Origin of the sequence: Halovivax gelatinilyticus (genome assembly GCF_024300625.1) — an archaeon.
In the GTDB taxonomy this organism is placed as follows: domain Archaea; phylum Halobacteriota; class Halobacteria; order Halobacteriales; family Natrialbaceae; genus Halovivax; species Halovivax gelatinilyticus.
Genome location: NZ_CP101322.1, coordinates 1,892,805 through 1,910,383 on the forward strand (window position 1 = coordinate 1,892,805; position 17,579 = coordinate 1,910,383).

Annotated in this window: 10 protein-coding genes; 5 read left to right on the top strand and 5 right to left on the bottom strand. The window is 65.0% G+C overall.

Features of this window, described 5'->3' with window-relative positions:
* Positions 1–306: 306 nt before the first annotated feature.
* The 3 genes from NKH31_RS09010 to NKH31_RS09020 all read right to left on the bottom strand — a co-directional run bounded on the left by NKH31_RS09010 (position 307) and on the right by NKH31_RS09020 (position 5,159).
* Complete coding sequence (locus NKH31_RS09010) at positions 307–1,788, bottom strand: DUF7289 family protein (RefSeq protein ID WP_254861458.1); 1,482 nt, start codon at positions 1,786–1,788, stop codon at positions 307–309.
* 244 nt (positions 1,789–2,032) lie between these two features.
* Entirely contained in the window at positions 2,033–3,877 is a 1,845-nt protein-coding gene (glmS, locus tag NKH31_RS09015; protein WP_254861459.1) for a glutamine--fructose-6-phosphate transaminase (isomerizing), read from the bottom strand.
* A 94-nt stretch (positions 3,878–3,971) separates the two neighbouring features.
* Entirely contained in the window at positions 3,972–5,159 is a 1,188-nt protein-coding gene (locus NKH31_RS09020; protein WP_254861460.1) for a sugar phosphate nucleotidyltransferase, read from the bottom strand.
* Between the two features lie 615 nt (positions 5,160–5,774).
* Here NKH31_RS09020 and NKH31_RS09025 point away from each other — a divergent pair.
* Positions 5,775–10,898 carry a trypsin-like serine protease gene (locus NKH31_RS09025; protein ID WP_254861461.1) on the top strand — a complete coding sequence of 1,708 codons (5,124 nt, stop codon included), beginning with the start codon at positions 5,775–5,777 and terminating at the stop codon, positions 10,896–10,898.
* A 147-nt stretch (positions 10,899–11,045) separates the two neighbouring features.
* A complete protein-coding gene (locus tag NKH31_RS09030; protein ID WP_254861462.1) occupies positions 11,046–11,225 on the top strand; it encodes a hypothetical protein in 180 nt (59 codons plus the stop codon).
* A gap of 107 nt (positions 11,226–11,332) precedes the next feature.
* Here the strand turns inward: NKH31_RS09030 and NKH31_RS09035 are convergent, their stop codons facing one another.
* Together NKH31_RS09035 and NKH31_RS09040 are read right to left on the bottom strand one after the other, a co-directional pair.
* Complete coding sequence (locus NKH31_RS09035; protein ID WP_254861463.1) at positions 11,333–12,394, bottom strand: DUF1616 domain-containing protein; 1,062 nt, start codon at positions 12,392–12,394, stop codon at positions 11,333–11,335.
* 78 nt (positions 12,395–12,472) lie between these two features.
* Positions 12,473–14,539: a hypothetical protein gene (locus NKH31_RS09040; protein WP_254861464.1), complete on the bottom strand. Its 2,067-nt coding sequence runs from the start codon at positions 14,537–14,539 to the stop codon at positions 12,473–12,475.
* 175 nt (positions 14,540–14,714) lie between these two features.
* Here NKH31_RS09040 and NKH31_RS09045 point away from each other — a divergent pair, with 175 nt between their 5' ends.
* Genes NKH31_RS09045 through NKH31_RS09055 form a run of 3 tightly spaced genes read left to right on the top strand, consistent with a single transcriptional unit; the run spans position 14,715 to position 17,559 of the window.
* On the top strand, positions 14,715–16,193 hold the full coding sequence (locus NKH31_RS09045; protein WP_254861465.1) for a DUF58 domain-containing protein: 1,479 nt from the start codon (positions 14,715–14,717) through the stop codon (positions 16,191–16,193).
* Positions 16,190–16,702 carry a DUF8163 family membrane protein gene (locus NKH31_RS09050; RefSeq protein WP_254861466.1) on the top strand — a complete coding sequence of 171 codons (513 nt, stop codon included), beginning with the start codon at positions 16,190–16,192 and terminating at the stop codon, positions 16,700–16,702. The genes NKH31_RS09045 and NKH31_RS09050 overlap by 4 nt, the downstream gene beginning before the upstream one ends.
* Positions 16,699–17,559: a DUF7982 domain-containing protein gene (locus NKH31_RS09055; RefSeq protein WP_254861467.1), complete on the top strand. Its 861-nt coding sequence runs from the start codon at positions 16,699–16,701 to the stop codon at positions 17,557–17,559. Before NKH31_RS09050 ends, NKH31_RS09055 begins: the two co-directional genes overlap by 4 nt.
* Positions 17,560–17,579: the final 20 nt, after the last annotated feature.

Here is a 17,579-nt window from a genome sequence, read left to right on the forward strand (position 1 = left end):
GAACCATCCGTTACAAAACGTCGAACCATAGTTTAACCGATACGTTCACGTAACACGTGTTTACCCGGACTTCGCGTACCTGGCCATCTACCCGCTCCGATGCTATCCGTGAGTTTACCCGCCGTTCACGTCGGGCCAATTCGACCGAGAACTCCGTCTCTCCGACGAGTTCTCCTGGTAGAACGGGTACACCGGACGTTTCGAATGGGCCACTCGCTGGGGGGTCGGACCCGAACCAATGGGCGAACGAGACGTTCGGTTCCCAGTTCAGAATACGTTGGTCTGTGGCCTATCGACGCCTACCGATTACTCGTGACCGACGCCGAGTTCCTTGTAGACCAGGTTCAGGTAGGTGAGCTCCGGGGGCTGGACGGGATCGCCGATGTCGGGGTCGGTCCACTTGAGCTCGTCGTGGTGATGAATAGTCGGCGTTCCTCCCGCTTCAACCGATCCAATGACCAGCGAGCCGTCGATGTAGGCGTTCCCGTTCTCGACGTACTTCGAGGTACCGTCCTCTCCCGCCGGTGCGTAAATCACACCTTCGAAGTACGTTCCACCACTCATATCGAGTTCAAACGAGGAGGTGCCGTAGACCTGCAACTGGCTCGGATTGATCGCGTCGGGTTCGTGTTGATTGTTCCCGCCACGGTCGGAGTGTGCTCCCTCGCACTCGGTTTCGTCGAGACACATCTGGTCTTCTATCGTCAGATCTCCGGTCGTGTAGATTTGCAGTTCGTTATCACCCCAGTTTGTGACGCGGAACTCCTGATCGACGTTGATATCGCCGTCCACGACGAGCGTAACGTCCCCATCGGTGAGATCGACGACAGTAGGTTCGTCAATTGTGAGCGATCCATCCACGTAGTACTCGCCGGCTTCGATCGGTCCCTCAGGGTCTGTGAGTTCGGTGTAATTCTCTCTCGCCGACTCGACCATTTCGTCGATCTCGTCGTCGATCGGATCGATCTCGGATCCGTCTACCGCGGAACCGGTAACGTTAGCGTTTCCGTCCAGTTCGATCTCGTCTCGCACCGTCACCGCGTTCTCGAACGGCGTCGGCGTGTCGATGCGTCCGAGGTTCACCTCGACCGTCCCAGTGTCCTCGCCCTCGTTGTCGTAGGCGATGACGCCGCGCTCTCCGACCTCGCGGAGGAAGTACTCCTCCCAGCCGCCCCAGTACTTGCTTTCGATCTCGATCACGACCTCTTCGTTCTCGACGACGTCGCTCTGGCTGGCGACGTCGGCCGAGCGGACGGTGATCCGATCGTCTCGCAGCTGTTCGTCGCCGACGGCTTCGAGGATCGGGAAGTTGAGCGTGTTCGTCTCGTTGTCGTACGTGATCGACGGTCCGGAGACGAGCTGGGAGGCCTCGCCGGTGCCGCGGAAGACGGCGCCGGCCTCGACGGCGATGAGCGAGCCGTCGTTCGCCTCGTACTCGATCGCGCCGAACGTAATGGTGTCTTCGAACTCGGCGCTGACGTTGTCGTAGTCGATGGTGACCGAACCGGTGTCGTCTCTGATGATGGCGCCGCCCTCGCCGACGTCCAGGTCGACCGAGCCCGTCCCGTCGGCCTGATTGCCCACCGTGTTCATCGTGTGGGTGAGCTCGACGAGGCTGCTCTGGGCGCGTTCGGTTTCGGCTTCCTGCTGGGTGTTCGCCACCACGTCGAGCGAGACGGCCAGCACGCCAAGAGCCGTGACGCTCACCAGACCGATGATGAGGATGCCGCCTACAATCGGCGTCACCGCTCGATCGGCGCTCGTCATCCCATCCCCAGCTCGCAACATGTGCACGTATAATCAAACCAGATATATGAGGATAGTGGCCATTCTCGTATAGAATCGGATCCATCCGTCTCGAGAGCCATTGAGATAGTTTTCACCGCTTCTGGTCCAACGAGGCCGGTCGTTATTTCTAGCCAACAAACTATCACGAACTGGAGATACTCGGCTGGATTTAGGACTGAACGGAGAGCGATTCAGCGCCACCAGTGTCATCCGCAACTGGATCCAGGTTCCGGCTACCGTCGACTCACTCCACCGTGACGCTCTTGGCCAGATTACGCGGTTTGTCGATCGACCGGCCGAGTTCGTTCGCGACCCAGTACGACACCAGCTGCAGTTGCACGTTCGCCAGGATCGGCGTCTGTGCCGGTCCGATCGAGGGCACCTCCAGGACGTGATCGGCGAACGGCTCGACTAGATCGCGCCGGTCGGTCACCGCTACGACGGGTGCGCCCCGGGCTTCGACCTCTTTGACGTTGCCGAGCGTCTTCGAGACGTCGCCCTCCGCGTGATCGGTGATCGTCGCGAAGACGGGCGTGCGGTCGGTCACCAGCGCGAGCGGGCCGTGTTTCAGTTCGCCCGCGGGAAAGCCCTCCGCGTGCTTGTACGTGATCTCCTTCATCTTCAGCGCGCCCTCGAGCGAGACCGGCGCGTCGTAGCCCCGGCCGATGAAGAAGTAGGCGTCACTGTCGACGTACTCGCGGGCGATCTCACGGGCGTCGGACTCGTCGAGGACGCGCTGGATGCCGTCGGGAATCGCCCGCAACGACTGGACCAGCCCCTGCGAGCCGCCGTCGGTGAGCGCCGCCGCGAGCATCGACAGCGCGACCTGCTGGCTGGCGAACGTCTTCGTCGCGGCGACGCCGATCTCGGGGCCGGCGCGAATGTAGACGACGTGGTCGCACTCGCGGGCGGCCGAGCTGCCGACGACGTTGGTCACCGCGAGCGTCTCGGCGCCCGCGCGACCCGCCTCGCGTAGCGCACGCATGGTGTCGGCCGTTTCGCCGCTCTGGGTGACGCCGACGACGGTCGTCCCCTCGGAGACCGGCACTCGCTCGGTGGCGTACTCGCTCGCGATGAAACACTGGGCCGGGACGCCCCGGTCGCGGAGCAGTCGGGCGCCGTACAGCGCGGCGTGATAGGAGGTACCACAGGCGACGAACTGGATCGGGCGCGGACGCCCGTCGCGGGCGTCGACTGTGGGGATCGTCGTCGAGATCCCGTCGAGTTCGGGGATCTCGACCGACCCCGAGAGCTCCGCGACGCGCTCGCGCAGACAGCCCCGGATCGCGTCGGGCTGCTCGTAGATCTCCTTTAGCATGTAGTGGTCGTAGCCGCTCTTACCCGCATCTTCGGGATCCCAGGCGATCGTCTCGACGCTCGTCTCTATCGTGTTACCGCGCGCGTCGGTCACGCTGACGCCGTCGGGCGTCACGGTCGCGAACTCGCCGTCGTCCAGGTAGATCACCCGGTCGGTGTACTCGATGAACGCGGGGACGTCGCTCGCGAGGAAGTGACCCGCCTCGCCGACGCCGAGGACGAGCGGTGACTCGTGACGCGCGGCGTATACCGTCTCGTCGCCGGCGACGACCGCCGCCACCGCGTAGCTGCCTTCCAGGCGCGCCACCGCCGTCCGGAACGCCTCTTCGGGCGATTCGCCCGCCGCCAGCGCGTCCTCGATCAGGTGCGGGACGACCTCGGTGTCCGTCTCGCTCTCGAAGTCGTGGCCCGCCGACTCGAGGTCCTCGCGCAGCTCGCGGAAGTTCTCGATGATGCCGTTGTGGACGACGGCGACCTGACCCGTACAGTCGGTGTGCGGGTGTGCGTTCGCGTCCGATGGCGGCCCGTGCGTACTCCAGCGGGTGTGACCGATGCCGGCCGCTCCGTCGACGCTGCCGTCCGGCAGGGCCGCTTCGAGCGAGGATAGTTCGCCCTCGCGCTTGAAGAGCGAGACGTCGCCCGAAGAGCGGGCCCGATCCGTGACGGCCACGCCGGCCGAATCGTAGCCGCGATACTCCAGTCCCGACAGCCCCGTCATGAGGACGTCCATCACGGGATCGCCCTCGCCCGTGTAGCCGATGATGCCACACATTATCGACGCACCTCCGCGCTCGCGGTTGCACCGCTCGCGATACTGCGTTTCTCGCTCGCTCCGAACCGCACCTCCGTCGTCCGCGTTCGCTCGGTCATGATCGCACCTCCGTCTCCGCGTCCACCACGCCGTCGACGCGCGTTCCCGTCGCGATCTGCGCGTTGGCTCCGACGACGGCCCCTGGGACGTAGGTGACGGCCCCCTCGTCGGTCACCCGATCGGCGAGCACCGCACCCAGCCGGACGTCCGTCGCGACCTCCTCGCCGATGCGGACGTCGGCGAGGCCGCCCGGAATCGTCGAACCGGCACCGATCTCGACGGCGGCTCCGGCGACGCAATCGCGGACCGTCGCGTTCGCGCCGACGCGGACGTCCCGGTCGAGGACGCTGTGCGTGACGACGGCGTTCGACTCGACGGTCGCGTTCTCGCCGAGTGCGACCGACGGCCCGACGACGGCGCCGGGGCCGATCTCGCAGTCGGCGTCGATCTCGACCGGTTCGCGCACGACGGCCGACTCGGCGACGACGGCCTCCTCGGACGTCGATCGCTCGTCGCCCCCGCATTCGCCGGCCAGTCCGGCCTCGAACAGCGCGTCGGCCACGGTGAGCAGGTCCCACGGGTAGGTCGCGTCGACCCACAGCCCGGACGTTCGGACGCCAGAGACTGGCTCGCCCGACTCGACCAGGTGCGAGATCCCGGAGACGAGCGACTGTTCGCCCGGCGTCGACTCCGCCGCATCGATCGCCGAGAGCAGCCGTTCGTCGACGACGTAGACGCCGGCGTTCAGCAGGTAGGCCTCCGCCTCGTGGGGTCGTTCGGCGATATCGACCACGCGGTCGCCGTCGACGCGAACGCCGCCGTAGGCGGTCACGTCCGGGTGATCGAGCGCGCCGAGCGTGACCGCCGCGTCGTCGTGAGCGGCGAGCACGTCGGCGATCACGGGCGTGCCAACCAGCTGGTCGCCGTAGACGACGAGCGTCGGCCCGTCGACGGCCGATTCGGCCTGCAACAGGGCGTGGCCGGTTCCGAGCTGTTTCTCCTGCGTGACGTACGAGAGTGAAACGTTGCGGTAGGTCGGTCCGAAGTGTGACTGGACGCGCCTGCGCCCGTGACCGACCACGATCGTCACGTCCGTCACCCCCGCCTCGATGAGGTGATCGAGGACCCGTTCGAGAATCGGCGTCGTCGCTCCTGGAAGCATCGGTTTCGGCCGATTCCGCGTCAACGGCCGCAGCCGCGTCCCCTCCCCGGCGGCGAGGACGATCGCCGACGTGTCGTTCATATAACAGGCGAATGTCGAGCTGATATGTTAGTCTTGTGGCTTTTTCGTTTCGACCGGGTGGGCGGGGAATATTCGACCGGTCGATTCGGACCCGTATTGGGGATCGGTAGTTACGAACTATTACACCGCCTATAGAACAGTAAGAAAGATTTAACAATTTTGATGAACGTCTCTTCGAGAACATACTCTATGAATGGGTGGGGGAAGTGAAACGTTTTCAGAAACTTTGCTGGATCCAAGATACGTTGGTGGAGTTCGTCTTGCCAATACGCAAGTTAGGGTGTAACTCTACGACCGTCGAGGGCCTTTCGGCCGATGGCCGAGAACCACTGGCGACAGGAGACTGGAGAACGCCATGAGGGGGTCTGTATGACGCCTTCGAAACGCGATCTTTTCTCCCGATCGAAATCGATGAGTGGACTCTTGGTTGGGATTGCATCTGTTCTGGTTCTATTCGTGATCCTCATTTCCGCTACCGTTGTGGGTGGAGCGGTGGAATATTCTTCTTCACCAGCACCCGAACCAACGACCGATTCCGCTGCAAGCGTTGACGGTATCGAGCACCTTCCACAACAGCTGAGCATCCCCGACCACGCAGATGGTGCGCTTAGACCGATGAGTGACCAACCAGGTCCGACCTGGAAATCGCTCGACGAATTGACGACGACTGACCCGTTGAGCGATCGACCGGACGAACGAAATCGGACGTCAACTCGACTCGAGACGACCGACGCAACGACGAATTCGGACTTAACAGTCGTCGTATACGACTTTCGGGAGGACGAAATCATCGATGAGTTCGACTCTAGCATGGCAGCGGACGTGATGGATCGGGACGAAATTGAGGATGTCAAGCCAGAGGCGATTATCGGAGATGAGGACGAGAGAGAACGTGTCGATGACCCGAAAGACAGCGACTACTTTCATGGACAGGTCGACGGAATAGTTCAGCTATCGACCTTCTGTTCAGGGACGGTAGTCGACGAGTATCACGTGCTCACTGCCGCCCATTGCATTTACGATACCGACGGCGGTGGGTGGGTGGACGATGTCTCAGTTCGACCGGCCGCGGATAGTTACGACGAGTGGACCGAAGTGTACCCGTATTCGGACATCGACGTCACCCTCGCCAGAACGTACACGGAGTACACCGAAGGTGAACTCCGTCGCCACGATTTCGCCTTGCTCACGCTCGATAGGTCGATCGGTGACTACGTTTCGGAGTGGGAGTACTGGTCGTACGATGTTGGTGCCGAACCATACGAGGACGCGATAAATTACGTCGCCGGCTACCCCTGTGACCAAGAAGGATATTGTCCGGATAACGACGATGCCTTCTCGAAGCCCTATCCATCGATGTGGTGGGATGATGGACCAGGACAAGGGACGCACTACATCTACGACCCAACCCACACGTACGAACTAGACACCACCGGAGGGCAAAGTGGCTCTCCCGTAATCTGGTACAACGAGGACTTCAACGTGTGGGAGGTCATCGCCGTCCACGGCTACGGGGGCTCTTCCGCAAATTGGGGGGCGCGAGTCACGCATGGGAAGTTCAGCGACCTCGTTGATTGGATAGGCCAAGATCACTCTGAAACCTATATTGACGAACCCGAAAATCTGCCACATTTCGTCCACGAAGACGTCCAGTGGACGAACGAACAGGACGATTGGTTCACTGTTGATGCACCCGGTGAAATAGTTGCGACAGAATCCGAAATCGAACTCGAACACCGGATCAGAAACGTTGGGACGGAGACGGCCGGATCCGTAGAGATCGGATATTATCTGAGCGAGCACTCCAATTGTGAAATACCGGATGGTGATTGGATCGCCACGCACTCCATCTCTCCACCGGATCCGTTCGAAGCGAAAGATGTGACGTGGGACGGAACGCTCTCCGAAACTCACGCTGGGGAGACTGGATGGATCTGCATGATGATCGATCCGACGAATCAGGTGACTGAATTCGATCAGTTCGATGGCCAGTTCGACCGGCACACATCAGGTACACAGATCGAAGTCGTCGAACCCGCAGAGTTCGACGTTGATATCACGGACATCTCGGTTGACGACGGGACGGTTGACGTCGACTACAGCGTCGAAAACGTCGGTGGCACCGACGACACGCAGAGCATCGAGTTCGATGTCGACGGTGCCACGGAAGAGACCGAGTGGAACGTGTACATCACTGCTGGAGGCGTCCAACACGACTCCTTCAGTTACGACCTCGCGTACGGTGACGATCCGAGTGTCGACGTCGCGGTGCGAAGCGACGATAATGAGGACGTTGAAACCGTCGACGGTATAGAGTCCCGGTTCGACATCGAAATCGGAACCAGCGTTGATGACGGCGAGGTCGAGGTCGTCTATCTCGTGGAGAACACTGGTGACGTACCAGATGTTCAGGACATCGTTTTAATCGTCGAAGGGAGCGAAGCGGACCGACATTCCGACGTGTTCGTTGACACCGGCGGTCACGAGGAAACTGACACGTTCGACTACGATATTCAACCCGGCGATGCCCCAAGCGTCTCCCTCGAGGTGGAGACCGAGGACGATTCCGACGGCGAGTCCGTCTCGATTGACGAAGCCGACTTCGACGTCGACATCACTGACACGGACGACCCGATCGTCGAGGAGGACGACGTCGACATCGATATCCAAGTCGAGAATCTTGGCGACGAACCGGACGCACAGACGATAGCGCTGGAGCGATCCGACATCGACCAGCAATGTGATTCCACAACGGTCTCGCTTGAAGGGGAAGATACCGACGAGGTCGAACTCACCTGTTCGACGTCCTCGGGCGATGCACCTGGGTTCGACGTCACCGCGTTCTCGGACGACGACAGCGATTCCGACTCGATCACCGTCGACGAACCGCCGCACTTCGAGATCGAGGTGACTGACACGACCGTCGAGGCCGGCGACCTCGACGTCGAGTACCGCGTCGACAACACCGGCGACGTCACCGGCACGCAGGACGTCACGTTTGCGGTCGACGGCGCGAACGAGGATACCCACCACGACGTCGCGATCGACGCCGGCGACGACGAGACCGACACGTTCACCTATGGTCTCGAGGCGAGCGACGTTGGCGACCTCCCGATCGAGGTGGGAACCGACGACGATGCCGACTCGCGGACGGTCGCGATCGACGAACCCGATCTCTCGATCTCGATCACCGATACGAGCGTTAGCAACGGCGTGATCGCGGTCGACTACGCGGTCGAAAATGTCGGCGACGTCCCGGCCGAAACCGACGTCTCGTTCGCGATCGAAGGCGGCCACGAAACGACCCACGACGACCGGGAAGTCGAAGCCGACGGGGAGTACAGCGATTCGTTCGAGTACGAACTCGAATTGGGTGACGAGTCGCCCGTTTCCGTCGCGGTCGAACTCGATGACGATGCGGACGACGAAACGGTCACTCTCGAACCGGCGACCGTTACGACTTCGATCACCGACACGAACGACCCGGTCACGGCCGGCGAGCCGATCGAGGTCGAAACCACCGTCGAGAACGAAGGCGACGAGCCGACTGGCGCGACGATCGAACTCGAAGCGCCAGACGGGTCGATTGCAGACGAGCAGAGTGTCGACCTCGGCGGCGAGGAGACGCGCTCGCTCACTCTCGAGTGGGAGACGACCGTCGACGACGTCGGCACCGACGACCTCACCGTCCGGAGCCCGGACGACGTCGACGAGACGACGGTCACCGTCGAGCAACCGCCCGAGTACGTGGTTGAATCCGTTGTGACGAACGACTCCATCGAGGAGGGTGAGACGTTGACCGTCGAGCCCACCGTCATCAATGAGGGCGATGTCGCCGGCGAGGAGAACGTCTCGCTCGCGGTGGAAGACGAGGTCGTCGACGAGCGGATCGATCTCGCGCTCGAGCCGGATGAAGCGGAGACGGTTTCGCTCGAATACGAGACCGTCCACGGCGACGCGCCAGCCCTCGATCTAACGGTCGAAACGCCGCACGACGCGGCGTCCGAGACGGTCCCCGTCGACGAGATGCCGTTTCTCGCGGTCGAGACTGACGAGACGAACGCGCCGGTCTTCGTCGGCGACGAGATCGAAGTGATGGTTGCCGTCGAGAACACGGGCGACGGCGAAACGACCCAGGACGTCGAGTTGTTCGAAAGCGGAGCGGACGACCCGATAGATGTCGTCGAAGACGTCACCCTCGCGGGCGGAGAGACTGATTCGGTTACCCTGCGCTACGATACCGATGACGGGGACGTCCCGTCGATCGACCTGACGGTCGCGAGCGAGGACGACGAGGCCAACACGACGGCGACGGTCGACAGACCGCCGCACTTCGCGCTGAGCGATACGGAATTCCCCGAATCGGTGCCGGCCGGCTTCGATATCGTAGCCGAGACGACGGTCACGAACGAGGGGACGATCGCCGAGACACAATCGGTCACGCTTTCGGTCGACGACGAAGTCGTCGAATCGACCGATTTGACACTCGATGGCGGCGAGAACGAATCCGTCGCACTCGAATCGAAGACCCCCGGCGATGTGGGTGACGACGTGACGATACGACTCTCCTCGGACAACGAGTCTGCTGAGTCCGAGGTCTCGATCGTCGAACCCGGGCCGCCGTTCGTCGAGATAACCGAGTACACGCTGTCAGAAACTGTGGCGGCCGGTGGACCGATCGAGGTGACGGCGACCGTCACGAACACGGGTGATCTCACGGCGGAGCAGGGTATCGCCTTCGAGACAGCCGAACTGAATGCCTCGACTGAGACGAGCGTGGCGCTAGAGCGCCACGAATCGGAAACGCTGACGCTCTCGGTTCCGACCGATCCAGACGACGCGGGACAGACGGTGACGGCCACCCTTGCGAGCGAGAACGAGTTAGTGGCCGAACCGATCACGATCGACGACCCGATCCCAGCGACGTTCTCCCTCGATCTCGTCGACGTGACGGAGACGGTCGAAGCGGGGGACCCGGTCGCTGTGACCGTCGCCGTTACGAACGAGGGCACACTAGCAGGCACGCAGCCGCTCGAACTCTCGGCCGACGAAGACGACACTCTCGTCGCGAACGAATCAGTGACGCTGTCGCCGGGCGAGACGGACGAACGCACGTTCGCGTACGAGACGGACGAAGGCGACGTCGGCGACGTCTCGATCGAACTAACTTCGGAAAACGACTCCGTTTCGACGGCCGTCTCCGTCGACGAAGCGGACGACGGATCTCCGTCGCTTCCCCCGCTACCGCCAGCCCCGGGTGAACCGGCGATCGAACTCGTCGAGGTCGAGCTGCACAACGGGACCGTTTCGGTGGACGATGCGGTGCTGATCGCCGTCACACTCGAAAACCGTGGCGACGCCGACGGTACCGTCGAACTTCCGCTCGCGTTCGACGGCGAGACGGTGACGGAGGAGACGGTCGCCGTCGAGGCCGGCGAGACCGAGACCAACATCCTCACCGCACCGATCGAGCAACCCGGAACGGTGTCGGTCACGGTGGCCGACGAGCCCGCCGGGACGGTCGAGGTCACCGACCCTGACGACGAGAGAACGGACGACGCCGACGACGATTCCGACAGCGGCACGGACGACCATACCGACGATGGTGCGGCAAGCGACGGTACGCCCGACGACACGGTCACCGCCGACGATGACGACTCGTTCGCGGTCCCCGGTTTCGGCCTCGGCGCCGCCTTCCTGGCGCTGTTCGTCGCGACGCTCGTCGCTCGTAGACGCTGAGGACCGCCGGGAGTTGGCCGCGGTACGCGCGCCAACACACGGTATCAAACCGACGTCACCAGAGGGGTTCGAACCCCTCGTCCGATCTCCCGACAGCTCCCACCCGTTCTTCAGAAGAATTATGAATCCGCACCCGGTGTCTCTCCCATGGCAACGAGGCGAACCGGGCGGCAGCGAGACGCGATCTTGCTGTTGCTAGGGATTCAACTTTCCATCTTCGTGATTTTCGTCCCCGACCTGTTTCCCGTGTTTTTCGTCTCCGTCGGGCTCTTTACGTTCGTCCTGTACAACGAGGTCGCGTTCTACGTCGAGAATCGGATGGGGTAGTAACGCGAGTTCGACGCCGGTCGTGAGTGCGTCTCTGGTACCGTCCGATCACGGTGAGTTCCCGTCTTCGAGTGGACTCCGTTATTCGCCGTCTTCGAGTGGACCCGTTACTCGCCGTCTTCGAGCACGTCGATCCAGAGGTGGACGGTGTACTCAGTGTCGTCCATCGTCGGCTCGGCCGGCACCTCGTCGGGAAAGAGCAGCCAGGCGACGCGGACGTTCTCGCCGGTGAACGTCGGCGTCACGTTGTGAGGATGGTGCCAGGACTCGTCGTGGTCGAGCGTGGTCTCGAACCGATCCAGCTCGCGCTGGTCTCTCACCGTCGTCTCGTTTCCGTCGATCGCGACGTCCTGTTCGATCACCACCACGGTGTAGGCGGTTTGCTCGTGTTCGTGGTTGTCGACGCCGACGACGATCTCGGCCGATTCGCCGGCGACGAGTTCCTCGGGATAGTCGGCCGCGACGAGTTCTTCATCGTCGTCTTCGGTGAGGATGTAGACGGCCGAGAACTGCTCGCCCTGCGGGGGAACCATGATCGCGAAGCCGACGGCGCCGACGGCCAGCACGATCGAGGCGGCGAGCGCGACGTTCAGGACGGCGTCGGTCCGCGTCTCGGGGTCGAACACCTCGTCGTAGCCGGCCGCGTACCACTCGCGGTAGGGAACCCTGAATCGCTCTTCGGCGGGCAGTTCCCACCGCCTGACGGTCGCGACGACCGCGGCGACGACCGTGAAGCCGGAGACGGCGACCATGATCGGTACCAGCCGGATGCCCCAGGGCGTGAAGTTCAACGCGAGCCCGATCAGCGGAACGATCGCGATACTCAGACCGAAGGAGAGGGCGACGCGTTCGATGCCGTCGATGCCCGACCGGCCGAGTCCGCCGCCCAGCCAGGCTGCATCGTCCTCGTCGCTTTCTTCCGCATCGTCTTCCGATTCGCCCGTCGGCGACTCGCCCGCCTCCGGAAAGAGCGCCGCGATGAACGCGTAGCCGGGGACGAAGAGGACGAACGAAAGACCGAGGGGAATCCGAAGCGGCGTCTCCCGGATCAGCGGCGCCAGTACGGCGACGTTGGTGGCGGCGACCAGGACGAAGACGGCCGCGAGGTCCGCCGGGAGTCGCCGGACTGGCGCCGGAATAGCCAGCCACACCGATCGGGGGACGCGCATTCGTCACTACCTAGCCAGGAGGTGACCAAAAGTCGGTCGGTCCGGCGACCGCATCGCCATCGCGTCATGGCCGTCGACTCAATCGTCTGCGATGACCGCCTTCGGCTCGGTTCGGCCGGAAATGGCCCGTGCCCCGGCGAGTACGTCCCTGGCGGTCGCCTCGTCGACGGGTGACGGATCGAACGTCGCGCGCTCGTACCCCTCGGTCACCGAACGGAGCGTCGAGTCGTCCGTCGCGTCGCGTCGAGCGTCGTAGAACTCCCAGTGGGTGAGTCCGGTGTCCGCGCCCTCTGCCGCCAGTTCGACCCGCGTCGCCGCGTAGGCGCGCTCGACGGCCCGCGCCGGCTGTCCCGCTGACAGGGCCGACTCCGCATCTTCGAGCAGGGAGTCGCCGATCACTCGCGCGTCTTCCGTCGGGTCGACGCGCACGCCGGCCGGTTCATCGACGGAGTCGCCCGCGCGGGAGTCCCCACCGTCTCCGCCTGCCCGTCGCCACCGCCAGTACCACCAGCCACCGCCGAGAAGCGCCCCAACGCCGGCGGCCAGGCCAACCCAGATGAGCGCCGAACTCGACCCCGTCCCGCCGGCACCGGTCTCGATGGTAGCCGACTCCGTCGCGCTCGCCAGGTTCGTTCCCGTCCCGTCGAACGTGACGGAGACGGTGACGTCCACTTCACTGGGCGAGAAATCGACCGTGGTCTCGAACGCACCCTCGGCGTCAGTCTCGACCGTCTCGACGGTCGTTCCGTCGACGCGAACCTGTACGGACTGGTCGGCGACGCCAGTGCCATCGGCCTCGAGCGCGCCGGTCACCGACACCGATCGCGCACCGTCTCGCTCCGTCGAAAGCGAGAGCGACGTCTCGGTCTCCTCGACGGTGATCGGGTGGCTCGTCGGGTCGGCGTCGACCGCCCGATCCTCGAACGGCAGCGAGACCGTAACCGTCACCTCCCCGCTCGCGACCGACGCCGGCACGTCGATCGACCCGTCGACGAGTTCCCCGTCCTCGGTGTCGACCGTGCCGATCGTCTCCCCGTCGGCGGTGACCGAGAGCGAGACGTCGTCTACGCCGACGCCGTCCACTGAAAGGGTCCCCGTCACGTCGATCGCCTCGCCGAAGGCGACCGTCGACGGCTCGACGCTCGTCTCGAGCGGTACCGTGACGGGTTCGATCGAGACGTTCGTCTCCGTCTCGCTCTCGAGATACGGGGCGGCCGGTTCCGGTTCGTACGCGATCGCAATCGCGTCGGCGTCGGCCGGAACGGCGATCGGCCGGTACTCGACCGAGAACGCCCCATCGTCGTCAGTGGCCGTCTCGATCGTCTGAGCGCCGATCGCGAGGGCGATCGACTCGTTCGCGATCGGCGCTCCGTCGACCGTCTCGAGCGAGCCCGTCGCGGTCATCGGATCGAGAAACGAGATGGACTCGGCGTCGGTCGTCACCGTCAGCGACGTCTCCTCGAACACGCGGTCGCGGACCGACGCCTGCTCCGACTGGATCCGCTCGTTCGTCCGCTCGATCGAGTCGATCGTCTCGGAGAGATCGAGGTCGTCTTCGGCCTGCATCGACTCGTAGCGGTCGACGATCGACGCGCTCGTGGCGTTGATCTCGGCGGCCAGCGCTTCCAGCTCGCGAGCGGTCTCCCGGGCTCGGTCCGTCTCGTCGGCATCGAGCAGCGACTCGTAGGAGGCGTGGTACTCGTCGTACCGTTCCATCGCGTCTACGAGCGAGTCGTACTCGTCGCTCGCGTGCTCGATCTGTTCGGCGCGTGCTTCGCGTTCGCTTCCGTCCGCCACGTCGACGTAATCTTCGAGCAACCGCTCGAACTCCTCGTCGACGAACGCCCTCGCGAGGTCGTACTCGCCCTCGCTCAGGTGGGCCGCACTATCGCCGAGGCGGTCGCCGAGCGCCCCTTCGAGCCAGTCAGCCAGCCCATCACCGTCGGCCTCGTCGGCGTACTCGTCCGGGTGGCGGTGTCTGACGGTCTCGTTGTCGTCGTCAGTTTCGAGACCGATGGCGGACGCTACCGCCGGCTCGCCCGCATCGGTCGCGCCGGTCGCTCCCGACGGCGCCACGCCGCCGGCGAGGAGGAGCCCGACGGCGAGTGCGGCGAGGAGGGCGGCGCGACCCGGAGACGCTGTCACAGACGCCGAATTCGCCGCAGGCGCCATAAACTTGTTCGCTCGTCGTGACACGACCCGGGGGCCGAACGTCCCCACGACCGTCGGGTCGGCCGGCGTGTGATCCGCCCGACGACGGACCTCGGGTATCCTGTCGTGAACCAGTAGGTTCAACACCGCTCCGAGGGATCACGCTATCATGCGACCCACGCGTCGGGGGCTGACGGGCTACGCGCTCGCGGCAGTCCTCGCCGGCTACGCCGTCGTGCTCGCCGAGCCGATCGCCCTCGCCGGAGCGATTCTCGTCGGCGCGTGGATTCTCACGGTCCAGTATCGCTTCTTACAGCAGGTGAGCGCGGTTTCGCATTCGCTCACCGTCGCCCAGCGTCCGGCACAGCGATCCGTCAGGACCGGCGCCCGGACGCCCGTAACGCTGTCTGCGACCGCCGACGGACCGCTCCCTCCGCTCTCGATCGACGTCGAGGGGCGCCTCCCGACGGCCGCCGTCGCCGACGACGCGCTCTCCCTGTCGGTGGATCCGGACGAACCGGCCGCGAGCGAGTCGATCGACGTCGAGTGGCCGATCGCCGGCCGCCACCGATTCGATCGACCGGTACTCTCCCTGTCCGACGGGTTTTTCACCCAATCGTTGCCGACGGGCGAGCGGTCGACGCTCACCGTCGAACCGCGCGGCCCGCGCGCCGTTCACGTCGGCGCCGGCGGCGATAAACTCGCCAGCACGTTCGGCGAACACGCCTCCGGTCGCCGCGGCTCCGGCATCGAAGCCGCCGAACTGCGCGAGTACCGACCCGGCGATCGGCTCCGCCAGATAGACTGGAAAGCCACCGCCAGGCTCGCGAGCCCGCACGTCCGGGAGTACGAAACCGAGACCGATCGACGGACGCTCCTCGTCGTCGACCACCGCCGGTCGCTCGCCACCGGGCCGCCCGCCGAAACCAAGCTCGATTACCTGCGCGACGTCGCCCTCTCGATCGCCGCGAGCGCCAGGCGCCTCGGCGATCCGACCGGCCTCACCACCGTCGGCGACGACGGCTTTCGGACGGTACCGAGCGCATCGACGCCCGACGTGTACGCGCGGATTCGGCGGACGCTACTCGAACTCGAACCGTCGACCGAACCGGTGAACGCGGCCCGGCCCAGTCCGGACCGATCGACGCCGACCGACCGGCGGCGAGCGGTCGCCTCGCTCGACGGCGACTCGGCGTTCGACCGCCGGCTGCGGCCGTTCTACGCGGATCGGGCTCCGGTCGCCGAACGCGTCGGCGAGGAACCGCTCTTCGAGGCGGTCCGTCGAACGCTGGCGCGTGAGCCGGGTGACGCCTGGCTCGTCGTCTTCACGGACGACGACGCGCGCGACGAACTTCGCGAAACCCTCACCTACGCTCGGCGTCGGGGAGCGACCGTTCTCGTCGTGCTCGCACCGACCGTCCTCTACGAACCGGGCGGGCTCGCGTCGATAGATCGTGCCAACGAGCGCTACGCCGCGTTCGAGCGCTACCGGCGCGATATCGGTCGGCTCGAGGGGGTGACGGCGCTCGAAGCCGGCCCCGCAGACCGGCTCTCGGCCATCCTGGCGGGCACCGCCGGCGTCTCGATCGACGGGCGCTCGCGCCCGTCCCATCAGACGGGGGCGCAAAACCGAGGTGATAGCGCGTGAGCGCCCGCATTCGAGGGCAGGTCCCGGAGGCCGCCGCACTGGTCGTTCTCACCGCCCTCCTGGGACTCGCGCTCGGTCCGGCCGGCGTCCTCGTCGCGCTCGTGACGATCGCCTGCCGGGTCACCCTTTCGCTCCCGTTCGCGATCGCCGGCGGTCACGTCGCCCTGGCCGCGCTGATCGGCTCGGAGGTCGACCCGCTCGCGTTCGTCGCCGTGGAAGCCGCCTTCGTCGGCTGGCTGGTCCTTACCGTCCGGCCGTTTGGTCGTCCGACGGTCGTGGCGATCGCGGCCGTCGTCGGCCTCGGTAGCGTCACCTGGCTCGCCGTTCGGGGCGTCTCGCTGTGGCTCGCCGCCCTCACCACCGTGCTCGCACTCGCGCTGGCCAGTTACGCCATCCACCGCGTCGCACTCGTCCGCGTTGGCCTCGTGACCGACTCGGACTCGCCGAACGCGGACGCCGACGCGGACTCGCCCGATCGACTACCGACCAACACCCCCGACGAACAATGAGTCACACCGATTCACCCGCCGACGAAATGGACGACGCCGACCGAGACGCATCGACTACGACCGATCCGTCTCTCGACCTCGAGACGCTCGCCACCCAGCGCGACGTGCTGGCCGCCGAGAACCGTCGCCTCAGGACGGAGTACGCCCGCGCACAGCGAGCCCGCTACCGTCGGACGGCCCTCGGCCTCGCCGCGTTCGGTCTCCTCGCGATCGCCGGCGCCCTCGTCTTCCCGGCCGGTCGGGACGTCCTGCTCGCGCTCGCCGGCGTCGGGCTCATCGGCGGTCTGCTCACCTACACGCTCGCACCCGGCCACTACGTCGCCGCGGACGTCGGCGAGCGCGTCTACGCCGCCCAGGCGCGAAACGCCGACGCCCTCGCGACCGAACTCGATCTCCGGGACGAGCCCGTCTACCTGCCGGGCGAGGGAACCGCTCGGCTGTTCGTTCCACAACGCGCCGATCCGACCGACCCGGATCCGGCCGACGGCCCGATCGTCACCGATCCGGACAGCCGCGGACTCCTCCTCGAACCGACCGGGCGTCCCCTCTACGAGGCGTTCGAGCGCGCCGTCACCGGCGAGCCGGCGTCCGACCCGCCGGTCGTCGCCACCCAGCTCGCCGACGCGATCGTCGAACAGTTCGAACTCGCCCGCTCGGCGACGGTCGACGCCGAGGTTGACCGGCTCACGGTCGCCGTCTCGAACAGCGCATTCGGCGACCTCGATCGGTTCGACCACCCGATCCCGTCCCTGATGGCCGTCGGGCTCGCCACCGTCCTCGACCGACCCGTCACCGTCGACGTCGACCCTGGCGACGACCGATCCGACTGGCTCGTCACCTGTCGCTTCGAGGGGTGACAGCACTGTTGCCGGGGAAC

Bases quoted from the DNA above. Each gene is read 5' to 3' on its own strand.
- NKH31_RS09045 (WP_254861465.1), top strand. From the start codon at position 14,715: ATGCGACCCACGCGTCGGGGGCTGACGGGCTACGCGCTCGCGGCAGTC.
- NKH31_RS09020 (WP_254861460.1), bottom strand. From the start codon at position 5,159: ATGAACGACACGTCGGCGATCGTCCTCGCCGCCGGGGAGGGGACGCGG.
- NKH31_RS09010 (WP_254861458.1), bottom strand. From the start codon at position 1,788: ATGTTGCGAGCTGGGGATGGGATGACGAGCGCCGATCGAGCGGTGACG.
- NKH31_RS09025 (WP_254861461.1), top strand. From the start codon at position 5,775: ATGAGTGACCAACCAGGTCCGACCTGGAAATCGCTCGACGAATTGACG.
- NKH31_RS09035 (WP_254861463.1), bottom strand. From the start codon at position 12,394: ATGCGCGTCCCCCGATCGGTGTGGCTGGCTATTCCGGCGCCAGTCCGG.
- NKH31_RS09030 (WP_254861462.1), top strand. From the start codon at position 11,046: ATGGCAACGAGGCGAACCGGGCGGCAGCGAGACGCGATCTTGCTGTTG.
- glmS (WP_254861459.1), bottom strand. From the start codon at position 3,877: ATGTGTGGCATCATCGGCTACACGGGCGAGGGCGATCCCGTGATGGAC.
- NKH31_RS09055 (WP_254861467.1), top strand. From the start codon at position 16,699: ATGAGTCACACCGATTCACCCGCCGACGAAATGGACGACGCCGACCGA.